General features: G+C 38.7%; 20 protein-coding genes. 8 read left to right on the forward strand and 12 right to left on the reverse strand.

Annotated features, from left to right (window positions below; genetic code table 11):
- Positions 1 to 35: 35 nt before the first annotated feature.
- Both ACHWSC_RS20720 and ACHWSC_RS20725 read right to left on the reverse strand, forming a co-directional pair.
- Positions 36 to 884: a TraB/GumN family protein gene (locus tag ACHWSC_RS20720; protein WP_394678027.1), complete on the reverse strand. Its 849-nt coding sequence runs from the start codon at positions 882 to 884 to the stop codon at positions 36 to 38.
- 80 nt (positions 885 to 964) lie between these two features.
- Positions 965 to 1,177, reverse strand: a complete 213-nt coding sequence (locus tag ACHWSC_RS20725) for a hypothetical protein (protein WP_201665811.1) — start codon at positions 1,175 to 1,177, stop codon at positions 965 to 967.
- 265 nt (positions 1,178 to 1,442) lie between these two features.
- Between ACHWSC_RS20725 and ACHWSC_RS20730 the strand changes: the two genes are divergently transcribed.
- Positions 1,443 to 1,670 carry an ADP-ribosylglycohydrolase family protein gene (locus ACHWSC_RS20730; protein WP_394678028.1) on the forward strand — a complete coding sequence of 76 codons (228 nt, stop codon included), beginning with the start codon at positions 1,443 to 1,445 and terminating at the stop codon, positions 1,668 to 1,670.
- Positions 1,671 to 1,760: 90 nt separating this feature from the next.
- On the opposite strand, the gene ACHWSC_RS20735 is transcribed toward ACHWSC_RS20730, so the two are convergent.
- The gene (locus tag ACHWSC_RS20735) at positions 1,761 to 2,204 is read right to left on the reverse strand and encodes an SRPBCC domain-containing protein (protein WP_120335446.1); all 444 of its coding nucleotides are present in this window, start codon (positions 2,202 to 2,204) and stop codon (positions 1,761 to 1,763) included.
- Between the two features lie 224 nt (positions 2,205 to 2,428).
- Here ACHWSC_RS20735 and ACHWSC_RS20740 point away from each other — a divergent pair, with 224 nt between their 5' ends.
- The gene (locus ACHWSC_RS20740; RefSeq protein ID WP_394678029.1) at positions 2,429 to 5,068 is read left to right on the forward strand and encodes a family 78 glycoside hydrolase catalytic domain; all 2,640 of its coding nucleotides are present in this window, start codon (positions 2,429 to 2,431) and stop codon (positions 5,066 to 5,068) included.
- 34 nt (positions 5,069 to 5,102) lie between these two features.
- Here the strand turns inward: ACHWSC_RS20740 and ACHWSC_RS20745 are convergent, their stop codons facing one another.
- The 5 genes from ACHWSC_RS20745 to ACHWSC_RS20765 all read right to left on the reverse strand — a co-directional run bounded on the left by ACHWSC_RS20745 (position 5,103) and on the right by ACHWSC_RS20765 (position 12,652).
- Positions 5,103 to 6,008: an AraC family transcriptional regulator gene (locus ACHWSC_RS20745; RefSeq protein ID WP_120335444.1), complete on the reverse strand. Its 906-nt coding sequence runs from the start codon at positions 6,006 to 6,008 to the stop codon at positions 5,103 to 5,105.
- A gap of 188 nt (positions 6,009 to 6,196) precedes the next feature.
- On the reverse strand, positions 6,197 to 7,186 hold the full coding sequence (locus ACHWSC_RS20750; protein WP_201665826.1) for a DUF5007 domain-containing protein: 990 nt from the start codon (positions 7,184 to 7,186) through the stop codon (positions 6,197 to 6,199).
- 8 nt (positions 7,187 to 7,194) lie between these two features.
- Entirely contained in the window at positions 7,195 to 7,878 is a 684-nt protein-coding gene (locus ACHWSC_RS20755; RefSeq protein WP_394678030.1) for a hypothetical protein, read from the reverse strand.
- Positions 7,879 to 7,896: 18 nt separating this feature from the next.
- The gene (locus tag ACHWSC_RS20760) at positions 7,897 to 9,510 is read right to left on the reverse strand and encodes a RagB/SusD family nutrient uptake outer membrane protein (protein WP_394678031.1); all 1,614 of its coding nucleotides are present in this window, start codon (positions 9,508 to 9,510) and stop codon (positions 7,897 to 7,899) included.
- 4 nt (positions 9,511 to 9,514) lie between these two features.
- Complete coding sequence (locus ACHWSC_RS20765) at positions 9,515 to 12,652, reverse strand: SusC/RagA family TonB-linked outer membrane protein (RefSeq protein ID WP_394678032.1); 3,138 nt, start codon at positions 12,650 to 12,652, stop codon at positions 9,515 to 9,517.
- A gap of 240 nt (positions 12,653 to 12,892) precedes the next feature.
- Between ACHWSC_RS20765 and ACHWSC_RS20770 the strand changes: the two genes are divergently transcribed.
- Both ACHWSC_RS20770 and ACHWSC_RS20775 read left to right on the forward strand, forming a co-directional pair.
- Positions 12,893 to 14,059 carry a metallophosphoesterase gene (locus ACHWSC_RS20770; protein WP_394678033.1) on the forward strand — a complete coding sequence of 389 codons (1,167 nt, stop codon included), beginning with the start codon at positions 12,893 to 12,895 and terminating at the stop codon, positions 14,057 to 14,059.
- Positions 14,060 to 14,270: 211 nt separating this feature from the next.
- Positions 14,271 to 14,807, forward strand: a complete 537-nt coding sequence (locus ACHWSC_RS20775; protein ID WP_394678034.1) for a GNAT family N-acetyltransferase — start codon at positions 14,271 to 14,273, stop codon at positions 14,805 to 14,807.
- A 24-nt stretch (positions 14,808 to 14,831) separates the two neighbouring features.
- Here the strand turns inward: ACHWSC_RS20775 and ACHWSC_RS20780 are convergent, their stop codons facing one another.
- From ACHWSC_RS20780 to ACHWSC_RS20790, 3 genes are all read right to left on the reverse strand, one after another.
- Positions 14,832 to 15,761 (reverse strand): alpha/beta hydrolase, encoded by a 930-nt coding sequence (locus ACHWSC_RS20780; RefSeq protein ID WP_394678035.1) that lies wholly within the window; start codon positions 15,759 to 15,761, stop codon positions 14,832 to 14,834.
- Between the two features lie 100 nt (positions 15,762 to 15,861).
- Positions 15,862 to 16,083: a methyltransferase type 11 gene (locus tag ACHWSC_RS20785; RefSeq protein WP_120335437.1), complete on the reverse strand. Its 222-nt coding sequence runs from the start codon at positions 16,081 to 16,083 to the stop codon at positions 15,862 to 15,864.
- A gap of 157 nt (positions 16,084 to 16,240) precedes the next feature.
- Entirely contained in the window at positions 16,241 to 16,369 is a 129-nt protein-coding gene (locus ACHWSC_RS20790) for a hypothetical protein (RefSeq protein ID WP_256602545.1), read from the reverse strand.
- Between the two features lie 497 nt (positions 16,370 to 16,866).
- Here ACHWSC_RS20790 and ACHWSC_RS20795 point away from each other — a divergent pair, with 497 nt between their 5' ends.
- Positions 16,867 to 17,574, forward strand: coding sequence for an alkaline phosphatase family protein (locus ACHWSC_RS20795; protein WP_394678036.1), 708 nt, complete (start codon positions 16,867 to 16,869; stop codon positions 17,572 to 17,574).
- Positions 17,575 to 17,641: 67 nt separating this feature from the next.
- Here the strand turns inward: ACHWSC_RS20795 and ACHWSC_RS20800 are convergent, their stop codons facing one another.
- Complete coding sequence (locus ACHWSC_RS20800; RefSeq protein WP_394678037.1) at positions 17,642 to 18,241, reverse strand: HD family hydrolase; 600 nt, start codon at positions 18,239 to 18,241, stop codon at positions 17,642 to 17,644.
- 181 nt (positions 18,242 to 18,422) lie between these two features.
- Here ACHWSC_RS20800 and ACHWSC_RS20805 point away from each other — a divergent pair, with 181 nt between their 5' ends.
- From ACHWSC_RS20805 to ACHWSC_RS20815, 3 genes are all read left to right on the forward strand, one after another.
- The gene (locus ACHWSC_RS20805) at positions 18,423 to 19,445 is read left to right on the forward strand and encodes an LLM class flavin-dependent oxidoreductase (protein WP_394678038.1); all 1,023 of its coding nucleotides are present in this window, start codon (positions 18,423 to 18,425) and stop codon (positions 19,443 to 19,445) included.
- A 12-nt stretch (positions 19,446 to 19,457) separates the two neighbouring features.
- Complete coding sequence (locus tag ACHWSC_RS20810; protein ID WP_394678039.1) at positions 19,458 to 20,579, forward strand: NAD(P)-binding domain-containing protein; 1,122 nt, start codon at positions 19,458 to 19,460, stop codon at positions 20,577 to 20,579.
- A gap of 163 nt (positions 20,580 to 20,742) precedes the next feature.
- Positions 20,743 to 21,654 (forward strand): hypothetical protein, encoded by a 912-nt coding sequence (locus tag ACHWSC_RS20815; RefSeq protein ID WP_394678040.1) that lies wholly within the window; start codon positions 20,743 to 20,745, stop codon positions 21,652 to 21,654.
- The last annotated feature ends 24 nt before the right edge of the window (positions 21,655 to 21,678 follow it).

The following is a 21,678-nucleotide window of genomic DNA, read 5'->3' on the forward strand; positions in this document are numbered from 1 at the left end:
TTTTTCTTAGTATTAAATAACCACTAAGATAAGATTTATTTTATAGCCTCCACTTTGAATCCCTTTTCTCGGAGTAAGGTAATCAGCCCCTGATTACCGGCCAAATGCCCTGCGCCAACGGCAATAAAACAGGATTCTTCATTGATCATAGGGGGTATCAGGTTACTCCAATTCAAATTTCTCCCAATTAACAATTTTTCTTTTTGTTCTTTCGTCATCCAGGCTGGATCTTGGAGCAATTTTGTCAACTCTTCCAAATTCTCTGATTTATAAGCTTGAACCATCTTGACTGTCAATGCAGGGTATTCGTCCAACTGAAAAACAGATTCCATGAACAATTTGGGTGTAATGAGATCCTTCAGCAAATTAAATTGAAAATCAGGTGTCTCCAACTCTCCTATTACCTTTCCTTGGCTGGTCGCAAGTGCTGACAGCTCAACCTCATAAGACTTCATCTTTGTCGGATCCGGGCAATTAAATCCTTTCATCGAGAACAAGGATATAACAGCAACAGGTGATACATAATCCAACAATTTGATTGAAAGCTGCTGTGCGATCAACACGCTGTCCATCTTTTTGATATCGTCTTCAGAAAATGACTTTATAAAACTAGGATCCGAAACAGTAAATGCCTGTAGAGATTTTGCATTTTCTGGTTTGGAAAGATCAACTTCAAAAACTACCTTTTTACTAGCATTGAGTGCATCTAAATTCTTCTGTTTGATGACAAAGTCGTCTGGACACAACATATGGATCGTACCGAACAAATAAGAATCTTGTTTTAGACCATTACCGGAAATTTTCCATAACATCGAACTGTCTTGGGCAAAGCTATTAATGGTCATACAAATCAGCAGCGCCAATAGAAGTAATGTCTTTTTCATAAGATCGTATAAATTGATTTTTTATATAAAAAAATATAATTTTCGGCTTTTCACCAAAATATTATCTACTGTTTATGGTATTAAATGCTAGTCCTCAAAAATTCTCGCTGCTGTTTTTCGCTTTTAATATCTTCAATATTTTTTTCAATCAACCAAGCTCTAAAATGCTCCGGATCTTGTGGTGTAAAATGGATTACTTCACCACATTTTAAAAGTAGGGAAAAGATTCCGCTAGCGGCAGCGAATTTTATGATTTCGTTAGAATGGTATCCAAGTTGGGAAAAATACTCCATTGTTCTTATTCAATTCTAGAAATAAATGCTTTCCACACCAATGCAGATCCATATGGCCATTGATCTTTCAGAAAGCATATTAATTTTTATTTCTTCACAGTTTTATAATTCATTCAAATATCGTAAATTATTTCAATTATTTCATCAAACAGATTATTAATTTAATTGTTATTTTCATAAATTAATCAAACAATTAACAAAGCTTCTACCAGAAATTATAGCTATCCTCGTTCCATTGAATTCAGATCCAATCAATTTTTCCACAGTGGAGAGGTTTTATTTCGACCGCATCATTCTACATAACATCAGGAGTAAATCTGAAGATGAGCTGGGATCCAATAGATATATGATAGACAGCTTAGAATCAAGCCTATGGTACTTTTTGGGGGGAAAGAAAAATTATAGAGGCACTGTTTTAGGGATTATTAATCTCGGAGGAGAGACAGATACTGGAGCCCGCCAATGGCAGGCTCACAGTTATATATTATTATGATAAAAAATCCATTCCGGAAGCTGGGTTGTCACATCCAACCCACTATGAAGATAGTAATACCTTAACAGAAGCTATATTTGCTATCAAGGATCAATTCGAAAAAGGCTGTCCTTTACCTGTTTCAATATATGCTTCTAAACTTTTCACAAATTGTCGCCATCCATCTGTACAAATATCATAGCATTCGATTTCAGGGGATAAGCCAATATGTTCAAGTTGCAACACAATCCCGTTTTCTTTTTCAGTGATGTCCCAAACGATCGTTGTGCCAATCCACTCTTTTTGATTTTTCAATCCAGGAAGGGCTATCAATGAATCTTCGACATGCCAAACAACTTTTGCATTTTCATGTAAGTCTTCCACTTGCATTACTTTGTAAATAAGATCGCCAAAGCGAATTGTAAATCTATCGTCCTTCTTATTGGAAGAGCCCTCAAACATGGTTGTCCACCAAAATGGTATTTCATCGGTTAGTGCTTTAAAGACCCGATCCTTTGTTACACCCAACTGGATAGTTTGACTATAATTTTCCATTGCCAATTTTTATTTTTTGAATATTAATTACGGCCTCGATTTTCCGTTATTATTAACGAATTTATAGATAGATTTTCCAATCGACCTTAGCATAAGACAAGTTTTTCTTTAGTGTCAGGATAGTACATGACGCTTATATAAATTTTATTGCGGATAATAGCTATATTACTTTTATACTCCAAGCAATACGTTACTAATCAAATATAAAACCATCTATGAAGACTATGCTTCAAAAATTAGGAATATTAGGATTTCTGATCGTACTAAATCTATCCACTTTCGCTCAAAAACTAGAGGTAATTGACCTAAAGGTAGAACATCTGAGCAATCCATTGGCCGTTGAAACCGAGATTCCGAGATTGAGCTGGAAAATAACCTCTACGGAGAAAAACACACAACAAACCGAATATGAAATTCGAGTGGGAACAAACAAAACTTTCTTAACTAAAGATAAAGATCTAGTTTGGAAACATCGTGCTTCTACAGACCAATCTGTGTTAATTGACTACGCGGGATCTCCTCTTCAGTCAAAGAAAAAATATTTTTGGCAAGTCCGGGTAACAGACAATCATGGCAATACATCTGCCTGGTCCACAATTGGATTCTTTCAAATGGGAATCTCCGCCTCAGATTGGTCTGCACAATGGATCACTGTCTCAGGAAAGGACACTTCAGCCCGCAGTCCACTTTTCAGAAAAGAATTCAGCCTGAAAAAAAAGATAAAATCAGCGATGGCCTATATTACGGCAAAAGGCCTATACGAAGCCAAGCTTAATGGCGCTCGTATAAGTGACACATATTTTGCTCCGGGATGGACCAGCTACAAGAACCAGTTGCAATACCAAGTTTACGATGTTACAGCATTGCTTAGGGTCGGTTCGAATGTACTGGGCGCAAGTCTTGGCAATGGCTGGTATAAAGGCCGTATTGGATTTGGAAATCAGCATAATTTCTATGGCGATACACGGGGACTACTTTTACAACTTGAGGTCGAATATACCGACGGCACAAAGGAAACAATAAATACGGATGAGAACTGGAAGTATACTTATGGGCCTATTATGGCGTCGGATATCTATGATGGAGAGATTTACGATGCTAGAATGGAGATTACTGGATGGGATAATATTGATTTTAAAGAAGATAGCAACTGGAAGAATGTAAATATGATGAACAAAGGAACGGAAAAGCTTATCGCGATGAGCGGTCCTCCTGTTAGGAAACATGAACAGTTTAAAGCCCTCAGCATTTTTAAAACCCCAAAAGGGGAAACTGTGGTAGATTTTGGACAAAATTTGGTGGGATGGGTGATGTTGAAGGCACAGGGGCCCGCTGGAACAAAGATTACACTAAGTCATGCTGAAGTACTTACTAAAGAAGGTAATTTTTATACAACAAATCTACGATCTGCCAAGGCTCAGGACAGCTATATTTTAAAAGGCGGGACCGAACAAGTCTTTGAACCACATTTTACTTTTCAGGGCTTTAGGTATGTTAAAGTTGAGGGCTATCCCGGAGAATTAAAATCCGATGATCTAACGGCCGTGGCTCTCTATTCTGATATGGCGACAACGGGTAAATTTACGACTTCCAATCCCCTAATCAACCAATTGCAGCACAATATTCAATGGGGACAAAAAGGCAATTTCGTAGACGTACCTACCGACTGTCCACAACGCGATGAACGCTTAGGTTGGACAGGCGATGCACAAGCTTTCGCGAATACCGCGGCTTACAACATGGATGTAGCAGGATTCTTTACGAAATGGCTAAAGGATGTCAAAGCTGACCAACAACCCAGCGGACTCATTCCTCATGTCGTACCAAATGTACTCGGGATCAATGATGGCGCATCAGCTGGTTGGGCCGATGTAGCTACAATTATTCCTTGGGATATGTACCGCACTTATGGAGATCGCAGAATATTAGAAACACAATACGAAAGTATGCAAAAATGGGTGGGTTATATTACTTCTGTTGCGAAAAATAATCTCTGGAATTCAGGTTTTCATTTTGGGGATTGGCTTTTTTACCGTCCGAATGATGATAATGATGGAAGAGCCGCTGTAACCGATAAATATCTAATCGCACAGACTTTTTATGCTCACTCGACACAACTACTGATTAACGCAGCGGAGGTCTTAGGCAAAAAAGAAGACGTTGCCAAATACACGGCATTACTTTCTAACATCAAAGCAGCCTTTGCAAAGGAGTATATGACTCCAACAGGTCGCTTAGTATCCGGTACACAGACTGCTTATGTACTGGCACTGCAATTTGATATGTTGCCTGAAGGATTACGAGCCGCATGTGCTGATCGCCTTGTCGCCAACATCCGGGATTATGGCAACCACCTCACGACAGGTTTCTTGGGTACCCCTTATATATGCCATGTCTTGACTCGATTTGGACATAATGACGTTGCATACGATCTATTGATGCAAGAGAGTTATCCCTCGTGGCTCTACCCCGTCAAAATGGGCGCTACCACCATCTGGGAAAGATGGGATGGTATTAAACCTGATGGATCTTTTCAAACTCCAGACATGAATTCCTATAACCATTACGCCTATGGCGCTATTGGAGACTGGATGTATCGAACAATAGCTGGAATTAACTTGGCAGCAGATGCTCCGGGTTATAAATCTATCGTTATTGCTCCAAAACCGGGTGGTAAATTAACACATGCATCTGCAGAACTTGAAACGGTGTACGGTACGGTAAAATCGGCCTGGGTGTTAGAGAATAATCTATTGAAACTAGATGTCACCGTCCCGGCAAATACACGGGCAAAAATTGTACTCGTTGATTCCAGCCACGATATAGGCTCGGGTACTTATCATTTTGAAAGTAGTGTCAAATAAGCGTAAAAGCCACGTCTCACGACGTGGCCTTAAACTAAACATATGAAACAATTGTATTTTCTGTATATCGCTGATCATAGCGCAAAATATACTCTTTCGGTGTGCAACCGATAATCTGTTTAAATACGCGGTTAAAATTTGTAATGCTATTGAAGCCACAGCTATAAGCGATAAATGAGATATTTTCCAAATGTAAATGATCTTTTCCCAATTGACTGCAAACCTCATTAATTCGTATCCGGTTTAGATAACCAACTAAGGTGATTCCACAGTGTTTTTTGAAATAACGGCAGAATGCCTGTGGCGACAAGTGTGCACTTTCTGCTACACTTTCTAAAGTAAGCCCATGTTTAAAATGTGTATTGATATAATGACACACCTTTTCAATTCGGTTATTTTTTCCAATCGAACAGACGGCAGCCTCCATAGGTTCAGGACAGAGTGAATCTGTTCTCTTTGAAATTTGAGATAGTGTTCTTAACAAATAAAAGAAATGCATCATTTTATCTATCTTTTCGGATTGTTTTAACAACATAATACGCTTAGATACCACTTCGAAATCCATCTTAGGAATCTTAAACCCCCTGCGATCCTGTTTTAAAAATTGCTCCAATGGTTCAAATTCGCCCAACATAAAGAGCTGTTTTAATCTCCCAGCAGGATCAAAAAATATGGAAATCGAACGTGCCGCATCGCTCGCCTTATCTTCGGAAACAGATTTAAATACATGCGCCTGGTTCGCGCCAATGAAGAAGATATCGTTTTCTTTAAAGCTATGCAAGGTTTCATCCACGAGCAATACACCTCTTCCCTTTGTAATCCACATTAGTTGCGCTTCTTGATGACGATGCAAATGCGGATAGAAAGATTCCGATATATCCTCTTGAACAGTTATACTCTGTCCTTGTATCACAGGAATATTAAACTGTAGTGTTTTCATGGTGCGTCAGTATTTAGGTTACTCAACATTGGTTTACTAAAAAAAAATAACAAACACAACATATTTATTACATGTCAATCTGACATCAAATAAAATATCAAAATTTGCTCATTATTGGATAATTTTTGCACTTTGATCATTTAGATCTATTAAAACCAAGGGGAGCTCCACTTTGCCCCCCCTAATCGTTATTGTGTTATACGCGTTACTGTTGGCAGTTTCACCTGAACCTCATAAGTACCTTCCATCAATAGTTGGAATCCAAATACTGGGTTAACATTGTTAGCACTCAAACCATCTATCTGTGCGTACTTCATTGGGATGCGATAATAATTGAGAAATCCCCAATCTGTTCCATCTTTTCCAATTAATTTAGCCAATGGAAAGGGGGCAACTTCAAAATCACAGATCATTGAATTATCTGTAACCTGTACGGGATTAAACTTCACATGAGATTCAAACATCGGACGATCCCCTCTTTTGATCACTTCTCCATTTTTAGGATTGAATGCATTTCCATTTTTATCGACGATCTTTAGAATAACACGAGCGCCATCGTTTGAAATTTTTGTACAAGTCACCTTTGGAGCCGTGATCCCAGTAAAAACTTCAGCAGCACTTGATCCTGACGCCGCCTGATAAGTTACTTTAAACATATCATCAATCGTGGGCTCTACAATCTCAATGGTTGCCAATTTAGGGAATACCCGTTCCCCTCTTGGATTGGTCATTTTGACATCAAAATTAAAACGCCCTAGAGGTAGGTTGGCAGAAGCTCGATTAAAAACCAGCTGTCCACTGACGGTATTGAATTCCATCGGAGCCTTTTTTACTGTTTCTCTCTTTTTATTGAGAAGCTCGACCGTGGTATCTGTCTCGGCATTGAACACTAAACCAGGCTTAAAGGTTAGAATGTCAAATTCTTTAAAAAAAACATCCGGTGCAGGCTGACCTGTTGCTTCATCGTTTAAGTTTAACAGTTCGAATGTATAGGGCGGAGTGGAGCCATCTGTATTGATACGGTCAGACATCGTAAGCGACATTCCACGTTTACAAAAGATGGTATTGTCTTTATAACGGATACCTTCACTCAAAAAGCCGTTTTCAATTTTTTTGCACCCAGAAGTCAGTGTAAAAACAAACACTAGGCTATATAAAATTTTTAAATTCGTTTTCATATCTGTTTTTAGTCTGCCATTTTTCCGGCGTTAAAAAATAAACGATGCGTGTTTTGCAATACATGCAATACACCTGTCGTCGTAATAATTCCTGAGGTTTGACAATCATAGGATTTATCGAGCTGATCTTTGGGAATCGCATTATAATCTGGTTCTTCAGCATCAAGAGTCCCGATAACCTTTGTAAAATTGAGATAGTCTACATAATCCAAATAATCGCTGTAATCACGTGTTCTGCGCAACTTAATATTGAACCTGACATTTGGGATCGCGCCAAGCTTGCTCACAAAATATTTATTATCCGGGCTGAGATTCTCTCTTGTAATCTTTCCATCGAATATATAAATCATCATCGAATCACGTAGTTCCTTGACTGGGATGTTATTTATCCCGAACTGAATATTTTCGTTTCCTACTTCAATGATCTTTTGTTGTTTTTTGGCGGCTACATAATCCCGTACGCCATAATCAGTCGTTGCAAAGAAAGTGACATCCGAATTGACAATATCTTTAATACCAGCGCGATCTATAATCTTAACCAATGAATCAAAGCTTCCGTGTTGCTTTAAAAAATCATAGGTTGTCTGATTCACGTGGGCATCGCTCTTTCCTCCATCTACTTTGTAATTATCTTTCTTACAAGCAAAAAGAAAGATCAATAACGACGCAAACAATCCTGTTATCTTTTTCATAATTCTTTTAGTTAGTGCTTAAACCTTTCCTCTCCAGTAAGAGGTCTGTGTCAACTTGTTATTATTTTTGAATAGGGCTGGATTAATCGGCCAATAAAATCCTTCTTGACGAAAACGGGATTCTGAAAGCCATGGAATAAAATTGCTGTATTGCCTTGTTCGCAATAGATCATAAAAAATATGCCCTTCGAGATAAAGTTCCTTACCTCTTTCAATAATATATTCGTACATGACATCGTCTTTACTCGATGTATTATCCACGAATGCAGATTCATCGGCGCCATTCCTTTTTCTAAATTCATTGATGATATCTATCGCTTTGGAGACTTGATTTCTATAGAGTGCAATTTCGGCTTTCAACAAGCGCATATCCGCTAACCTAAAGACAATCAAATTATTGCTAACATAAGGATCTTGCTTTTGTGAGGGATTACGGTAGACAACATTTTGATATTTTATGCAAGTAGCTTTATCGCTGTTTAAATCTGTAAAATTACGTCGACAGCGAATATCGCTATCGTCAAAGACCTGTGAAGGCATCGCTTTCCACTCCCACTGCAGCAAACTTGTATTCCAATACCAATCCCAAACTTGGTCTATCTTATAAAAATGATTTGTCAGATAATCTGCATTGACATAACACCTCGAATTTGTTCCAGTAGTTGCCAGCTGCGCAGTTCTCAAAAACATATTGGCAATATGTTGATTGGTTCCTTCACGCGTATTTTCACTCATTGCAATTTCAAAAATACCTTCACTCGAAAGTCCTTCGAAAGTCTTGTAATAATTAGATGTATCGGTCAATGAATACATACCATTATTTAAGATTTCATCGATGGCTTTATCGGCTTTGTCTACCGTTTCGAGATCCGGTTGGCTTGAATTGATATCGCTCATTGTGGCCTTCCAAAGGTAAAAATGAGCTAACAATGCATTTACCGCGCCTTTATTGGCTGTAACTTTCGCATTCCCAACAAGTGAATATTGCCAAGGTAGCAGTTCATGTGCCAACAGTGCGTCCTTCTCAATCTGCGCCATAACCTCTTTTTTGGTACTTCGTGCTAATTCTGGAGCAGAAATAGGATCATCGTATTCTTCAGTTACCAAGGGGACATCTCCCCAAACACGTAGCATCATAAAATAAGTAAACGCCCGTAAAAAATAGGCCTCTCCGAGCATCTCATTTTTGAATTTCGTCGGATTGGTCACATCGGTCAGCAAGTCGTCCGCTACCTTAGGAACTCGATTAATAAGGATATTGCTCATCGTAATCGCTTTATAATACTTGGTCCAGTCTCCGAAGTTTTCTACGTTGTATTGAAATGTGAAATCTCCGTCTTGAATTCCTTCCAGACCATCGCCATTATACTGGATTGTAAAATAATTCTTGGCAATTGCATCGCCATACATAAAGTATCGAGGGCTCGGATTCCAGTTACCTGAATTCATCACATCCCGCACCAAGGCATAGTTACCGGCCATAGCACTTCTCAAATCACCGGAGCTTTTCCAATACGCACCCGCAAAGGTTGAATTGACAGGTTCTTCCACCAAAAACTTTTTACATGACCCCAGCAAGAAAACCAGCATCAGTAGCACAGCTAGTCTATAGTTTAAAAAAAATCTTTTCATCGTCTTAAAAAGTTAGTTCAAATCCTAATGTATATTTTCTTGGAATAGGATAACCTCCACCGTTATACTCTCCATATGGGTTTACTGCCTCGGCATCAGGCAATTTTTTTGATTTTTGCCAACGGGCTACATTGTCAACTATACCAAAGAATCTCACTTTAGAAATACTCCATTTCTTGCTGATGCGTTCAGGGAGGTTGTAAGAAAAAATAAGATTCTTGAAACGCATATAGGAACCATTTTCTAAAAAGAAAGTCTGTGCAGAGGTATAGTAGTAGCGATAGGTACCAATATCATATTTGGCATATTCAGCTTTATCACCTGGCTGCCTCCAAATATTCAGTTTATCTAAATCCCGTATCGAATAGTAAGTGAAATTTGATACCGCATCTCCAGAAGTGGAATTATTAAATTGATCTGATTCAAAAAGATTTAGTACATCTCTTCCAAAACCATAGGTAAAAAATAAAGTAAGCGAAAAGTCTTTATAGTTAAAGACATTATTCCAACCTCCTGTCCATTTAAAATTGGGATCTCCAATAGCCCTTTTATCAGGATTGATACCACTGTTAAACACATCTACAAAATAATCGCCATCAACATCTTCAAAATAAAAATCTCCTGGGTTGAACGTTCCATTGGAATTGCGATAACGCTCACCTGTATAAGGGTTAACAGGAATATCATCCAGGGTAGAAAAAACACCCAAAGTTTTATAGAGATAGAATGCATTGATTGGACTACCTACGGAAAGGATATGTGACTTATCAAATCGATCGCCGTCCATGACCATATCACGGCCACCATTTGGAAGGTTCATAATTCGATTCTTGACATAAGAAATATTTAAATTGGATCGCCAGGTTAATGCGGAGCTACGTGGGAGCACATCAGCTGATAATTGAATATCGACACCTGAATTGCGAATCCCGACAGAATTTGTTTTGGCATAATCATATCCTGAAGTCACCGGGAGCATTACATCAAATAGTCCGTCATAATTTTCCTTATTAAAGACATCGACCATAGCTGTAAATCGCCCTTTATACAATTCCATATCAACGCCTAGATTCCACTGTCTATTACGTTCCCAACTCAGGTTCTTTTGTGCAACACCATTTCTAAAGTTTGGCGTAATAGCCACCTGACCATTGTAGGAAGTTGCTCCTGAATTACCCTGATACCCACCATTATTGACATTATAGAGATTATACTGCAAATAGTTACTTGAAGGGAGCGATCCAGTCAATCCATAACTTCCTCTAATTTTAAGCAAGGTCAATGCAGGGTTATTTTTTAGAAAATCTTCTTCAGTTAAAATCCAGCCAACAGATGCCGATGGAAAATATCCCCATTTGTTGTTCTCTCCAAAGCGGGACGAACCATCAGCACGTACAGCACCTGAAAAAAGGTATTTACTATCAAAATCATAGGAAAAGCGACCGAGATAAGATAGCTGTGACCATTTTTGCAAATCGGAGTTGGCACCAATATTATTTTGCAGAAAACCTGTAACCACTTGGATCTGATCCGATACGCCCTGGCTGCCCCAAGCTGATACATTTTGCATTCTATTCTTTTCAGCTTCCTGGCCCAGTAATACATTGAGCGAGTGTTTTCCAAACTGTTTGACGTAGGTTAAAAAGTTCGATATCCTGACCTGGCTATTCTCATAAGAATAAGCTGACGAATAATTACCCGCCCCACTCATCAAGGCTGATGGTCTGTTATAAGCCCTATTGGCCATATCTTTGATATAGGCAGATTGGGAGGTAAAAGTTAATCCAGGTGCAATATTGAAAATCAGATTTAGATTGGTATTCAGATTAGAAGATTCATTATTGTCAAGACTACTATCATAGGTACCTAGAAGATAAGCTTTTTTAGCATCTGAAAGATTAAAAAGTGACGATGGCATACTACCCGCACTCAATGCTATTGGGCTCACATCACTCCCGCTCCCCCGCGCTCGTTTATTATATGAATAGGCAACAATGGGATTGATCGTTAAACGCTCATTGATAGCCTTACTGGACAAATTGAGTCTTCCTGTATAGCGTTTAAACCCGGTTGCTTTAATGATCCCAGCCTCATCGTAATAATTCCCGCTAAAACGATATGAACTAATTGCCGATCCGCCGCTAACAGAAAGGTCTGCACTCTTTATCTTTCCTTTTTGGTAGAATAAATCCTGCCAATCTGTATTTCCATTGAATGCAGGGTTTAGCGAATCGGTAAGCATAAAAGGTAGATTTCTAAAATCGTTGGAAGAGAGTTGATTTTTTAGTATCTTCATCTTCTGCTCACGCTCGGTTCTTCCGAGTGTTACTTCACGTAGTTCGGGCCGTTGCGTTAGACCTCCATATCCGGTTAGCATAAAACGGGGATCGCCATTACGCCCTTTTTTCGTCGTAATCATAATCACCCCATTTGCTGCTCTAGACCCATAAATTGCAGCAGCAGAAGCATCTCTGAGCACGTCCACAGATTCGATATCATTCGGATTTAGACCTGCAAGGTAGTTGGTTCCTGTTCCTGTATTCGGACCCACAAATTGTTCTGTAGGCTGCGGAACTCCGTCAATAACATAGAGTGGATTACTAATGACATTGTAATAGTCGTCATTGGAGTAATTCAGGCTAACTGCCGATGTACCACGAACAGCCAATGTTGGCGAAGCACCCGGAGCGCCAGAAAAATTCTGAACGTTGACGCCAGCTAATCTTCCCTGAAGCAACATATCAAAACTGGCAGCTGGAAGATTTTCTAGATCCTTACCTGAAATACTTGATATAGCTGCAGTAGCTTTTTTGCGGGAAGTACTTTGATAACCGATTACCACGGCCTCGTCAAGAATACTTAATGTTTCGACCAAGGTAAAGGTCATTTTACCAGTTGCAGGGATGGGCTGACGCGCTCGCTCATATCCGATAAAACTCGTTTCCAAGACATCTCCAGATTTACCTGAAATCTTAAAATTCCCCTGATCATCGGTCTGTGTACTATTGGAAGTACTCGTGTTTCTTAAAGTTACTCCGGCTAATTGCTTACCATTCTTATCACGTACGGTACCCGTGATTTGCTGGCCTAGTGCAATTAGTGAAGTTAGAAACACAGATAAAAATAAAACTATCTTTTTCATTTGTGTTTGATTAGGTGCTCATACTTAGGTTATTCCAAATATAAGTGCCAAACACAGGTCTAATTTTCTTAATTATTACCTGTTTACAGCACTTTTTTAGCAAAAAAACAAAACGGGGTACCATTTAGTCTAGCAAGACTGTTACATTTTGATTGATGGCTTTTTTACACAATTTTATATCTTTAGCTTAAGAAAAAACCGATTTACATCGGTAAATCAATTATAGCCCCAGGTACTACAATGACGAAACTAAAATGCATCATCCTATTGTTGTTCTTCAATTGTTTTATGGCAGTTGGTCAGGATGCGATCAGAATAAATCACTTACCTTTCATTCAAGGATTGACAGAGCAATCTGTTTCCATTATTTGGACGACAGACAAGCCTGCTACTGGCTGGGTTGAGCTAGCCCCAGATGACTCCAGTCACTTTTACTTTAAGGAAAGACAAAAATATTATGCGGCTGCCTATGGCTTCAAAAAGGTAGGCACTTTACATCAAGTTACATTGACCAATTTAAAACCTGGAACACGCTATAGATATCGTGTGTATAGTCAGGAGGTTCTCAAACATGTTGGAGTCAATGTGCAATATGGAAAAGTAGTGGCCACTGATGTCTATCAAAAGGCACCCCTATTTTTTCAAACCTTTGGCATGGCCAAATCTACCCATTTTACGGTAGTTAATGATATTCACGAACGCAATGAGGTTCTCGATAAGCTATTGGATATCGGCAGTCTAAAGACCAGTGACTTTGTGGTATTCAACGGTGATATGGTTAGCAACCTATTAAGCGAAACACAACTATATGAAGGGTTTATGGATACCGCTATTAAAAAGTTCGCCAGCGAAAAACCAATGTTTTATTCAAGAGGCAATCATGAAACACGTGGACCTTTTGCCACTGAATATCCTCAATATTTCCCAACACCAACAGGTAAACTATATTACCAATTTAGGCATGGAAATGCTGGTTTTATCATTTTAGATTGTGGTGAAGATAAACCCGATACCGACATTGAATATAGCGGGATTGTAGATATGGATAACTATAGAAGTGAACAAGCGGCCTGGTTAGCTCAAGCTGTTGAAGACCCGTCATTTAAAGATGCCAAATATAAGATCGTAATCTGTCATATGCCCCCTTTTGGTGGTTGGCATGGGGAACAGGAGATTTTGGAGAAATTTGTTCCTATCCTCAACAAAACAGGAACACAGATCATGCTATCAGGACATTTACATAGACACATAATCAAAAATGCGACAAACACAATACAATTTCCGATCATTGTAAATTCCAACAATAATGTGCTTCGCGTAGATTTAGACGACGAAAAAGGAATCTTCAAAATTCTCGATCAGCAGGGAAAAACGGTGGACCAAGTGATCATTAAGCCGTTAAAATAAAATGGTCAAGAAGATAGCGCAGGAAATTTACCTGCACTTTCATATGCAAATGCTAATAGCAAATCGTACTGCCGTCAATTTCTAACAAAAAAGCTTCGAAAGAGCCAAGAAAAACGACCCCATGTGGATCTATCAGAGGAAAGAACATTAGCTGCAGAGCCTTTGAACCTGAATAAATTTTAAAAATAATGAATGCAATATACCTTAAACCATGGTCAACTTAAAACCACTCTCTGTTGAAGATGTCTCACCATTTTATGAATGGCTCAATGACGATTTATCTATTAAATATTCCCTCTCTCTTTTTCAGTCACTCCAATCAAAGGCTCATATAGACAATTGGTTTTTATCCGTTGTCAACGATTCTAAAAATTTTAATCGTGGAATTTTCCTAAACGATTCGAATAAACTGATTGGGTATGCGGGCATTTGTAATATTTCCAAGCCAAACAGATCCGGAGAGTATTTTATCTTTATAGGGGATCGCCAAGAATGGGGGAAAGGGATAGGCTCCTTAGTTACCAAATTAATCCTAGATATTGGGTTTGGAAATCTAGGGCTCAACAGAATTATGCTTACGGTATCTGAACCGAATTATGCAGCGATAAAAGCATATGAAAACGCAGGATTTCAATTGGAAGGAAGAATGCGTAAAGCCTGTTTTAGGGATAATCAATTTCACGATAAGCTATTGATGTCAATTCTAGAAGATGAATGGCACGATAGAAGAAACCTAGGTATAAAATAAAATTAATCGCTACATACCCTCACACTACTTTGAATAAAATGTTTTTGGATACAACTTCTTAAAAGCGTTGTAGACCGCTTGATGTATTACAGTGGAATGCAATTCATCAGGCATGTAATCAAATACAAAATGAATTTTTTTATTGTTATTAAGTATATCAGATAACGCTATGGCCTCGTCATACATTCTCACATCTTCTTCTTTATTGGGCACACCAAGATAAACTTTTATATCTTTTTTCAAATTACCTTGTAGAAACTTCTCCGCTCTTTTCAATAATGACTCCTCGCCCCACCACAAACTTGGGCTTATAATAATATAGTCATCAAATAGTTCGGGTTGTTTTAATAGTATCTCTACGGAAAGAAGCCCTGCCAGTGATTCTCCTATTAAAGTCTGTTTTCCATTCGATTTATAATTGCCACTTATGTAAGGAATCAATTCATTTTTCATGAAGGTTCTATATTTTTCGGAACCACCATACGAGGGAAAGCTAGCTTTTTGAAAACCTTCCTTTTCTATAAAATCTGTATTTTCAACAGGGAAGGTAAAATCTCTCCTTCGTGTATTTCCACCTATTCCAACAACGATACTTTGAGGGAATCTATTGATCCAGGGTTGTGTACTGAAACGGACAATACCCGCAATATGAAAAAAATCTTCATCAACACCACCATCAAGAACATATACAATTGGATAGCGAACAGAATCATTGGGGTTATAATTGTCGGGAAGATAAATGTTGATCATTCTGTCTTCACCCAAAACTTTCGAATGCAAAATCTCTGACCTCCCCATCAATAAAGGAGTACCATTTTGTGCCAAACAATCTGTATTAAAAATAAAGAGAATTAAAAGAATGAGCATTCTATTACCAATCATATCCGATATATCGCGCTTACCAACACTGTTTTTTTGAATAATCTTATATTGAAATCCTTGACTATTCGACATAATATCCCTAAGACCTGCCAACAGTTTTGTTCAACAAATTACCAGCGCAATTTACAATGAAAATTAATATAATTGTTAGTTTTTTATTTTTTGAGCATAATTAAATGATTCTTTCACAACGATAACCCCACTCAAACATCTTTCTAACAATGCTGTTGGTCTCAATTTCCAATTGTGAAGATTCAATTCTTAGAATACGTTCTTCATCGTCAAGATCGAAGTTAATTTTATAAGCGGAAAACAGGCTGACAAGAGTTGCAACAATTCGCTGTGCATCCTTCATTCGATAAACATTGGTTTTAAATATTTCGACTCGTTTCATTAGATCTGATTAAGTTCAATTCAAGAAATACGGTGTTAATCCTATTCTATTTACTCATTCTAAACTACAATACAGCGCGTACAACAGCTACAAAGTTTAGATAAACACAGTAAAAAACTCGGTAAGTATGGTAAATTAAACGGTAAACACCAGGCTGCTATTTAATAACTGAATTATAACCGTTCATAAATCCCTGAATAAGTTCAGGTAGATTCAATAATAGAAATACGCAAATGACAATAGCAATAATGGCATAAAAAAACCACGACGAACTTTTCTTTTTCATAACAAGCTATTTAAGAATAATCAATTTAAAAATATAGGCTTCACAAAGATGGAAATTGCGCTAGAGCGCTGCAAAACAGAACAGACACCATAACATACCCTCTTGATTTTCAATATAACTCAATATACAAAATTAATCTATATAACAATAAAGTAATTTAAAAATTACATTTTTCAAAAAATAAAAACAGTCACTTCAAATAAGAAAGTCAATGTTACAAAATAGAATCTTTGTAATCCATGTATAGTCCAACCTTATCTTGTCGCATATTGTGTAGGATACTGGGCTTAATAGCGCGATTGATTGAAGATTTATATTCTGCTATAGTGTCCCCAATATTGGCCTGGGAATCTTTGGTTTTCACGCTGGTAGAGATAGTTATCAATCCTACTATAGTTAAAATTACCAATGAATTAAAGAAGTGTATCATAAATAAAGATTGAATAGTTTATCAATCCAATTTCAAAAAATAAACTTAAAAAAACCATAAGTTTTCGGTGAAAGAACAATTTCCATCGGTAAACAACAGACTTTTACCTATAAACCGACCAACTCTTGCTATAAACAATTACACAAGAGAATTAGGAGAAATGCCCCAATTGACAACCATTCGAATCAGCAATGACCATACGGAAGGGATGCGTGCGGGCAAAAAGTCCCCTTATGCACATGTAGCGGACAATGACCTCGCTGTTGGGATGTTTGTCGATCATATCAGCAAGAGTCCAATATGGAAAGAATCTGCGATCTTTATACTGGAAGATGATGCCCAGAATGGTCCTGACCATGTGGATGCACACCGTAGTCCGGCCTATTTGATTAGCCCCTATGTAAAAAGAAGATCTGTAGATCACACCATGTATTCAACCTCAGGGATGATTAGAACAATAGAGCTGATTTTAGGCATGAAACCCATGACGCAATACGACGCCGCTGCAACACCCATGTGGCAATCGTTTAGTACTAGCCCCGACTATACTCCATTTGACCATATCGACGCAAATGTAGATCTCAACGAGCGCAATCCAAGTAAAGGAAAACTAGCTAAATGGAGTGACAAATATGATTGGTCGAAAGAAGACGCTGTACCTGATTTGGTATTCAATGAAATTCTATGGCAGGGACTTAAAGGTGAATCCGCTCCAGCTCCAAAAAGAGCCGCCTTCCTAAAGGTAAGCGAAAAAAAAGAGGATGATGACGATTAATGTATATTTATAAAACCACAATGGTCAGCAATAATATCGGGATTACTGCTGGCCATTGATCAGTATCCTAACTACTCTCCTTTTTGAGAATCCCCCGAGCAACTCCAGCATCGATCAATTTTTCTGCATATTCCCACAATACTGCTGAGCCATTCTTAATGACAGATTTTTTTGCATAAACCTTTTCATAATTTACACCAGGTTCATTCCAGGTTCCACCATTATTGGAACTATTCTGTAAAAGTGGCTCCAATCGATCCATCGCTCGTGCGAACTGTGCTTCCGGCGTTTGACCAGCTTCAAATTCTTCCCAGATCGCAATGAGTTCCTCTGCTTGCTGCCCAGGCAAAATTCCAAAAATCCGCTGAGCAGCCAAACGCTCTTCACCTGTATTGGTATGATTTTTTTCTGTATCATAGATAAAAGTATCACCTGCATCGATTTCGACGATATCATGTATCAATACCATTTTGACTACCTTCAATAAATCCACTGATTGATTTGCATGTTCTAAAAGCACAATAGCCATTAGGGCAAGATGCCAACTGTGTTCAGCGTCATTTTCGGGACGGTCACTATTGAAAAGTTTTGTCCTGCGCTGGATATATTTAATCTTGTCGATCTCCTTAATAAACTCGATCTGTTGTAATAATTTGTCTGAAAGCATCACTCTGAATCACTTATACAATTGAATAATACATAAAATTACTCTTTTTGCGCCACAGCCTACTTGTCATTTGGCAAATTCATTCAAACCATATATTATTGACACCCATCGGACAATCCAAACTACCGATATGATCGCAACATTTATTAAATTTGATTGACATCAAATCCCATTGTGATTTATGAAAAAAATAGGCTTTTTATCTTTTGGCCATTGGTCCAAGCATCCCGCATATAGTACGCAGACCGCAAGCGATACTTTATTGCAATCCATAGATCTAGCAGTAGCTGCCGAAGAAATAGGCATAGATGGTGCATATTTCCGTGTACACCATTTTGCGAATCAGCTAGCATCTCCCTTTCCTTTATTATCGGCCATTGGAGCCAAAACCTCAAAAATTGAGATCGGCACCGGTGTCATCGATATGCGCTATGAAAACCCCCTTTATATGGTGGAAGACGCAGGAGCTGCAGATCTAATCTCTGGGGGCAGATTGCAGCTCGGCATCAGCAGAGGATCGCCTGAACAAGTAATAGATGGTTGGCGTTACTTTGGTTACAATATCAACGAGGGCGAAACAGATGCTGATATGGGAAGGCAAAAAGCATTGGAATTTTTAGAAAAACTTAAAGGAATTGGTTTCGCCGAACCAAATCCCTATCCAATGTTTCCAAACCCGCCCGGTTTGCTGAGGCTCGAACCCCATTCGGAAGGGTTACGTGATCGTATCTGGTGGGGAGCAGCATCGAACGCCACGGCTGTATGGGCTGCTCAAAACAGAATGCACCTGCAAAGTTCCACTTTGAAATATGATGAAAATGGCAAACCTTTTCATATTCAGCAGGCCGAACAAATACGTTTATACAAAGAGGCCTGGAAAGCAGCAGGGCACCCTGGTGAACCCCGCGTTTCAGTCAGTCGATCCATATTCGCTCTGGTCGATGATTTAGATCGTTATTACTTCGGGCAAGAGGCTGACAAAACAGATAAAATTGGGGTAATCGAATCGGACAAGCGGACGATTTTTGGGCGAAGTTATGCCGCAGAACCAGATCAACTCGTGAAAGAATTAGCGAAAGATGAAGCAATACAGGAAGCAGACACGCTATTATTGACCATTCCAAATACGCTAGGGGTCGACTACAATGTCCACATTCTTTCAGCCATTTTGGAACACGTAGCTCCCGAACTTGGTTGGCGTTAACTCCTCTTTCGTATGATAAAGAACATTCGCTACAAAACAAAAATTGCAGTCATTGGTGCGGGTCAGGCTGGACTTTCTGCTGCTTATCATTTGAAGAAGCTCGGACTTAAAATCGGGCCGGATTTTATCATCCTGGACGAAGCCTCTGCACCAGGAGGAGCCTGGCAATTTCGCTGGGACTCCCTTACCTTGAGTACAGTCAATAAAATACACGATTTGCCCGGCATGTCGTTTGAAGAGACTTTGTCAACAAAAGGGGCGGAAGTTCGAGCCAACACCGCTGTTCCACATTATTTTAAACTTTATGAAGAAAAATTTGGACTTCAAGTATATCGACCAGCTAAAGTAGAAAAAGTCTACATGTACCAAGATCGCTTTCATATCGATACGGCAAAAACTCTTTTCTCAGCACTCGGTATTATCAACGCCACTGGAACATGGGAAAACCCCTATATTCCTACCTATTCAGGTGCAGAATTATTTCGGGGCGAGCAACTTCACACAAAAGATTTTAAAACTGCAGAGTATTTTCGTGGCAAACATGTTATTGTTGTTGGAGCCGGTATTTCTGCCATTCAGCTATTGGACCAAATTTCCAAGGTTACAACGACAACCTGGGTAACACGACGACCACCTTTATTCAGAGAGGGGCCATTTGATGACATGGCCGGGCATAATGCGGTTGCTATGGTAGAGGAACGTGTACGATTGGGGCTTTCACCTTTGTCTGTCGTTTCCGTTACGGGCCTCCCCTATTCTACAGAAATCCAGGAGATGGAAAAACGGGGTGTCCTTCAACGTTTTCCAATGTTTCAAGAAATAACCGAAAAGGGGATCAAATGGGCCGATGGAACAGAACAAAAAGCAGATGTTATACTTTGGAATACAGGCTTTAAAAGTTCATTGAGCCATCTAGACGCAGTGCTACCAAAAGAAAAACAAGGTGGCATTCAAATGGCAGGCAGACTAGCGACCATGGTCGCTAAAGAACCAAGAATTCACCTCGTGGGTTATGGCCCATCAGCATCGACAATCGGTGCAAACCGTGCAGGTAGCGCCGCAGCTAGAGAACTTCTAACAACGCTTTCAGCTGCCGACCTGAACACAAATAAATTTAGTGGGAGCCAACTATAATGGTAGTTTCAATTTTGAGTACAATAATAAAAAGTCAATTTATTTTATACGCTATTTAACAACAGTACAAATCTTAAAAATTATAACCACTACTGTCAGAGTTCACCGAAACAAAGGTATACGACAGACGATCAATAATACGCACCAGCACAGCTTAATTGATATGAGACATTTCAAACAGCCATTCCGTACAAAAATAATAAACCAGCGCTGGAAATTGTTGCTGGGACTATTCGCCGTTGCATTCTTTAGTTGTAACTCGCAAAACAAGCATGTGCAATTACCGGATTCTTTTCTAGTCTACCAGGAAATCGATCGCCTAAAAACTTCGAATTACAACCTGATAGAACAAGATTGTTCTTTTATAGCAAATAAGCGTTATAGATTTTCCGTCTTTAAAAACGACTCAACGTGTTTCTTTCAGGTCGAAAAGCTGCAAAATAATCAATGGCACCTCATTATGCGAGATATGGATTATCAGACCAATAATTCAGGATTATCGTTTACCGATCAAAACAAAGACGGTTTTGAAGATATTGTATGGAACAAGAAGTGGCAAGAACATGCCTATTTGTTTAATCCAAAGGTTGAGAACTTTATTGAGATAGGTGAATACCACAACAGCAAACCACTTAAAATCAAAGGGAAAACCGCGTTTTATAAGCATAGTTTTCCCATTCAGTATTTTTGGAACGAAGAGAAATCCAGGAACTCTATTTGCGGAGAAATCATCGAAACACATTCAGAACTCTTTGCGATTGATGAAAATTATCAGAAAATCAGCATTGCAACATTGGATAATTTCGACAGTTATGATTATCCCTCGGTTGACAGTTGCGTGCAGGCTATTAAATGTTATACCCCTCCCTACAGGGGACGTTACAGCAAAATAAGCATTTGGAATGTTGGGACAGCAGTGGATTCGGTCGTTTTAAAAAGTGACCTGAGTCATTACAACCCTTCATTGGATTCAAATTGGATTGCCAATTATTGGCAAAATAATTATGTTAAATTACTGGAACATGCACAATTATTTCAGGTGAGAAGAAAAAATCCCCTTTTTTATTTCAAATAAGTCGGATTTCATGCGTAGACTTTA

The organism is uncultured Sphingobacterium sp., assembly GCF_964277905.1.
In the GTDB taxonomy this organism is placed as follows: Bacteria; Bacteroidota; Bacteroidia; order Sphingobacteriales; family Sphingobacteriaceae; genus Sphingobacterium; species Sphingobacterium siyangense.

What these genes read in the sequence shown, in the direction of transcription:
- ACHWSC_RS20720 (WP_394678027.1), bottom strand. Translation starts at nt 884, where the DNA reads ATGAAAAAGACATTACTTCTATTGGCGCTGCTGATTTGTATGACCATT.
- ACHWSC_RS20725 (WP_201665811.1), bottom strand. Translation starts at nt 1,177, where the DNA reads ATGGAGTATTTTTCCCAACTTGGATACCATTCTAACGAAATCATAAAA.
- ACHWSC_RS20735 (WP_120335446.1), bottom strand. Translation starts at nt 2,204, where the DNA reads ATGGAAAATTATAGTCAAACTATCCAGTTGGGTGTAACAAAGGATCGG.
- ACHWSC_RS20740 (WP_394678029.1), top strand. Translation starts at nt 2,429, where the DNA reads ATGCTTCAAAAATTAGGAATATTAGGATTTCTGATCGTACTAAATCTA.
- ACHWSC_RS20745 (WP_120335444.1), bottom strand. Translation starts at nt 6,008, where the DNA reads ATGAAAACACTACAGTTTAATATTCCTGTGATACAAGGACAGAGTATA.
- ACHWSC_RS20750 (WP_201665826.1), bottom strand. Translation starts at nt 7,186, where the DNA reads ATGAAAACGAATTTAAAAATTTTATATAGCCTAGTGTTTGTTTTTACA.
- ACHWSC_RS20755 (WP_394678030.1), bottom strand. Translation starts at nt 7,878, where the DNA reads ATGAAAAAGATAACAGGATTGTTTGCGTCGTTATTGATCTTTCTTTTT.
- ACHWSC_RS20760 (WP_394678031.1), bottom strand. Translation starts at nt 9,510, where the DNA reads ATGAAAAGATTTTTTTTAAACTATAGACTAGCTGTGCTACTGATGCTG.
- ACHWSC_RS20765 (WP_394678032.1), bottom strand. Translation starts at nt 12,652, where the DNA reads ATGAAAAAGATAGTTTTATTTTTATCTGTGTTTCTAACTTCACTAATT.
- ACHWSC_RS20770 (WP_394678033.1), top strand. Translation starts at nt 12,893, where the DNA reads ATGACGAAACTAAAATGCATCATCCTATTGTTGTTCTTCAATTGTTTT.
- ACHWSC_RS20775 (WP_394678034.1), top strand. Translation starts at nt 14,271, where the DNA reads ATGGTCAACTTAAAACCACTCTCTGTTGAAGATGTCTCACCATTTTAT.
- ACHWSC_RS20780 (WP_394678035.1), bottom strand. Translation starts at nt 15,761, where the DNA reads ATGTCGAATAGTCAAGGATTTCAATATAAGATTATTCAAAAAAACAGT.
- ACHWSC_RS20785 (WP_120335437.1), bottom strand. Translation starts at nt 16,083, where the DNA reads ATGAAACGAGTCGAAATATTTAAAACCAATGTTTATCGAATGAAGGAT.
- ACHWSC_RS20790 (WP_256602545.1), bottom strand. Translation starts at nt 16,369, where the DNA reads ATGAAAAAGAAAAGTTCGTCGTGGTTTTTTTATGCCATTATTGCTATT.
- ACHWSC_RS20800 (WP_394678037.1), bottom strand. Translation starts at nt 18,241, where the DNA reads ATGCTTTCAGACAAATTATTACAACAGATCGAGTTTATTAAGGAGATC.
- ACHWSC_RS20805 (WP_394678038.1), top strand. Translation starts at nt 18,423, where the DNA reads ATGAAAAAAATAGGCTTTTTATCTTTTGGCCATTGGTCCAAGCATCCC.
- ACHWSC_RS20810 (WP_394678039.1), top strand. Translation starts at nt 19,458, where the DNA reads ATGATAAAGAACATTCGCTACAAAACAAAAATTGCAGTCATTGGTGCG.
- ACHWSC_RS20815 (WP_394678040.1), top strand. Translation starts at nt 20,743, where the DNA reads ATGAGACATTTCAAACAGCCATTCCGTACAAAAATAATAAACCAGCGC.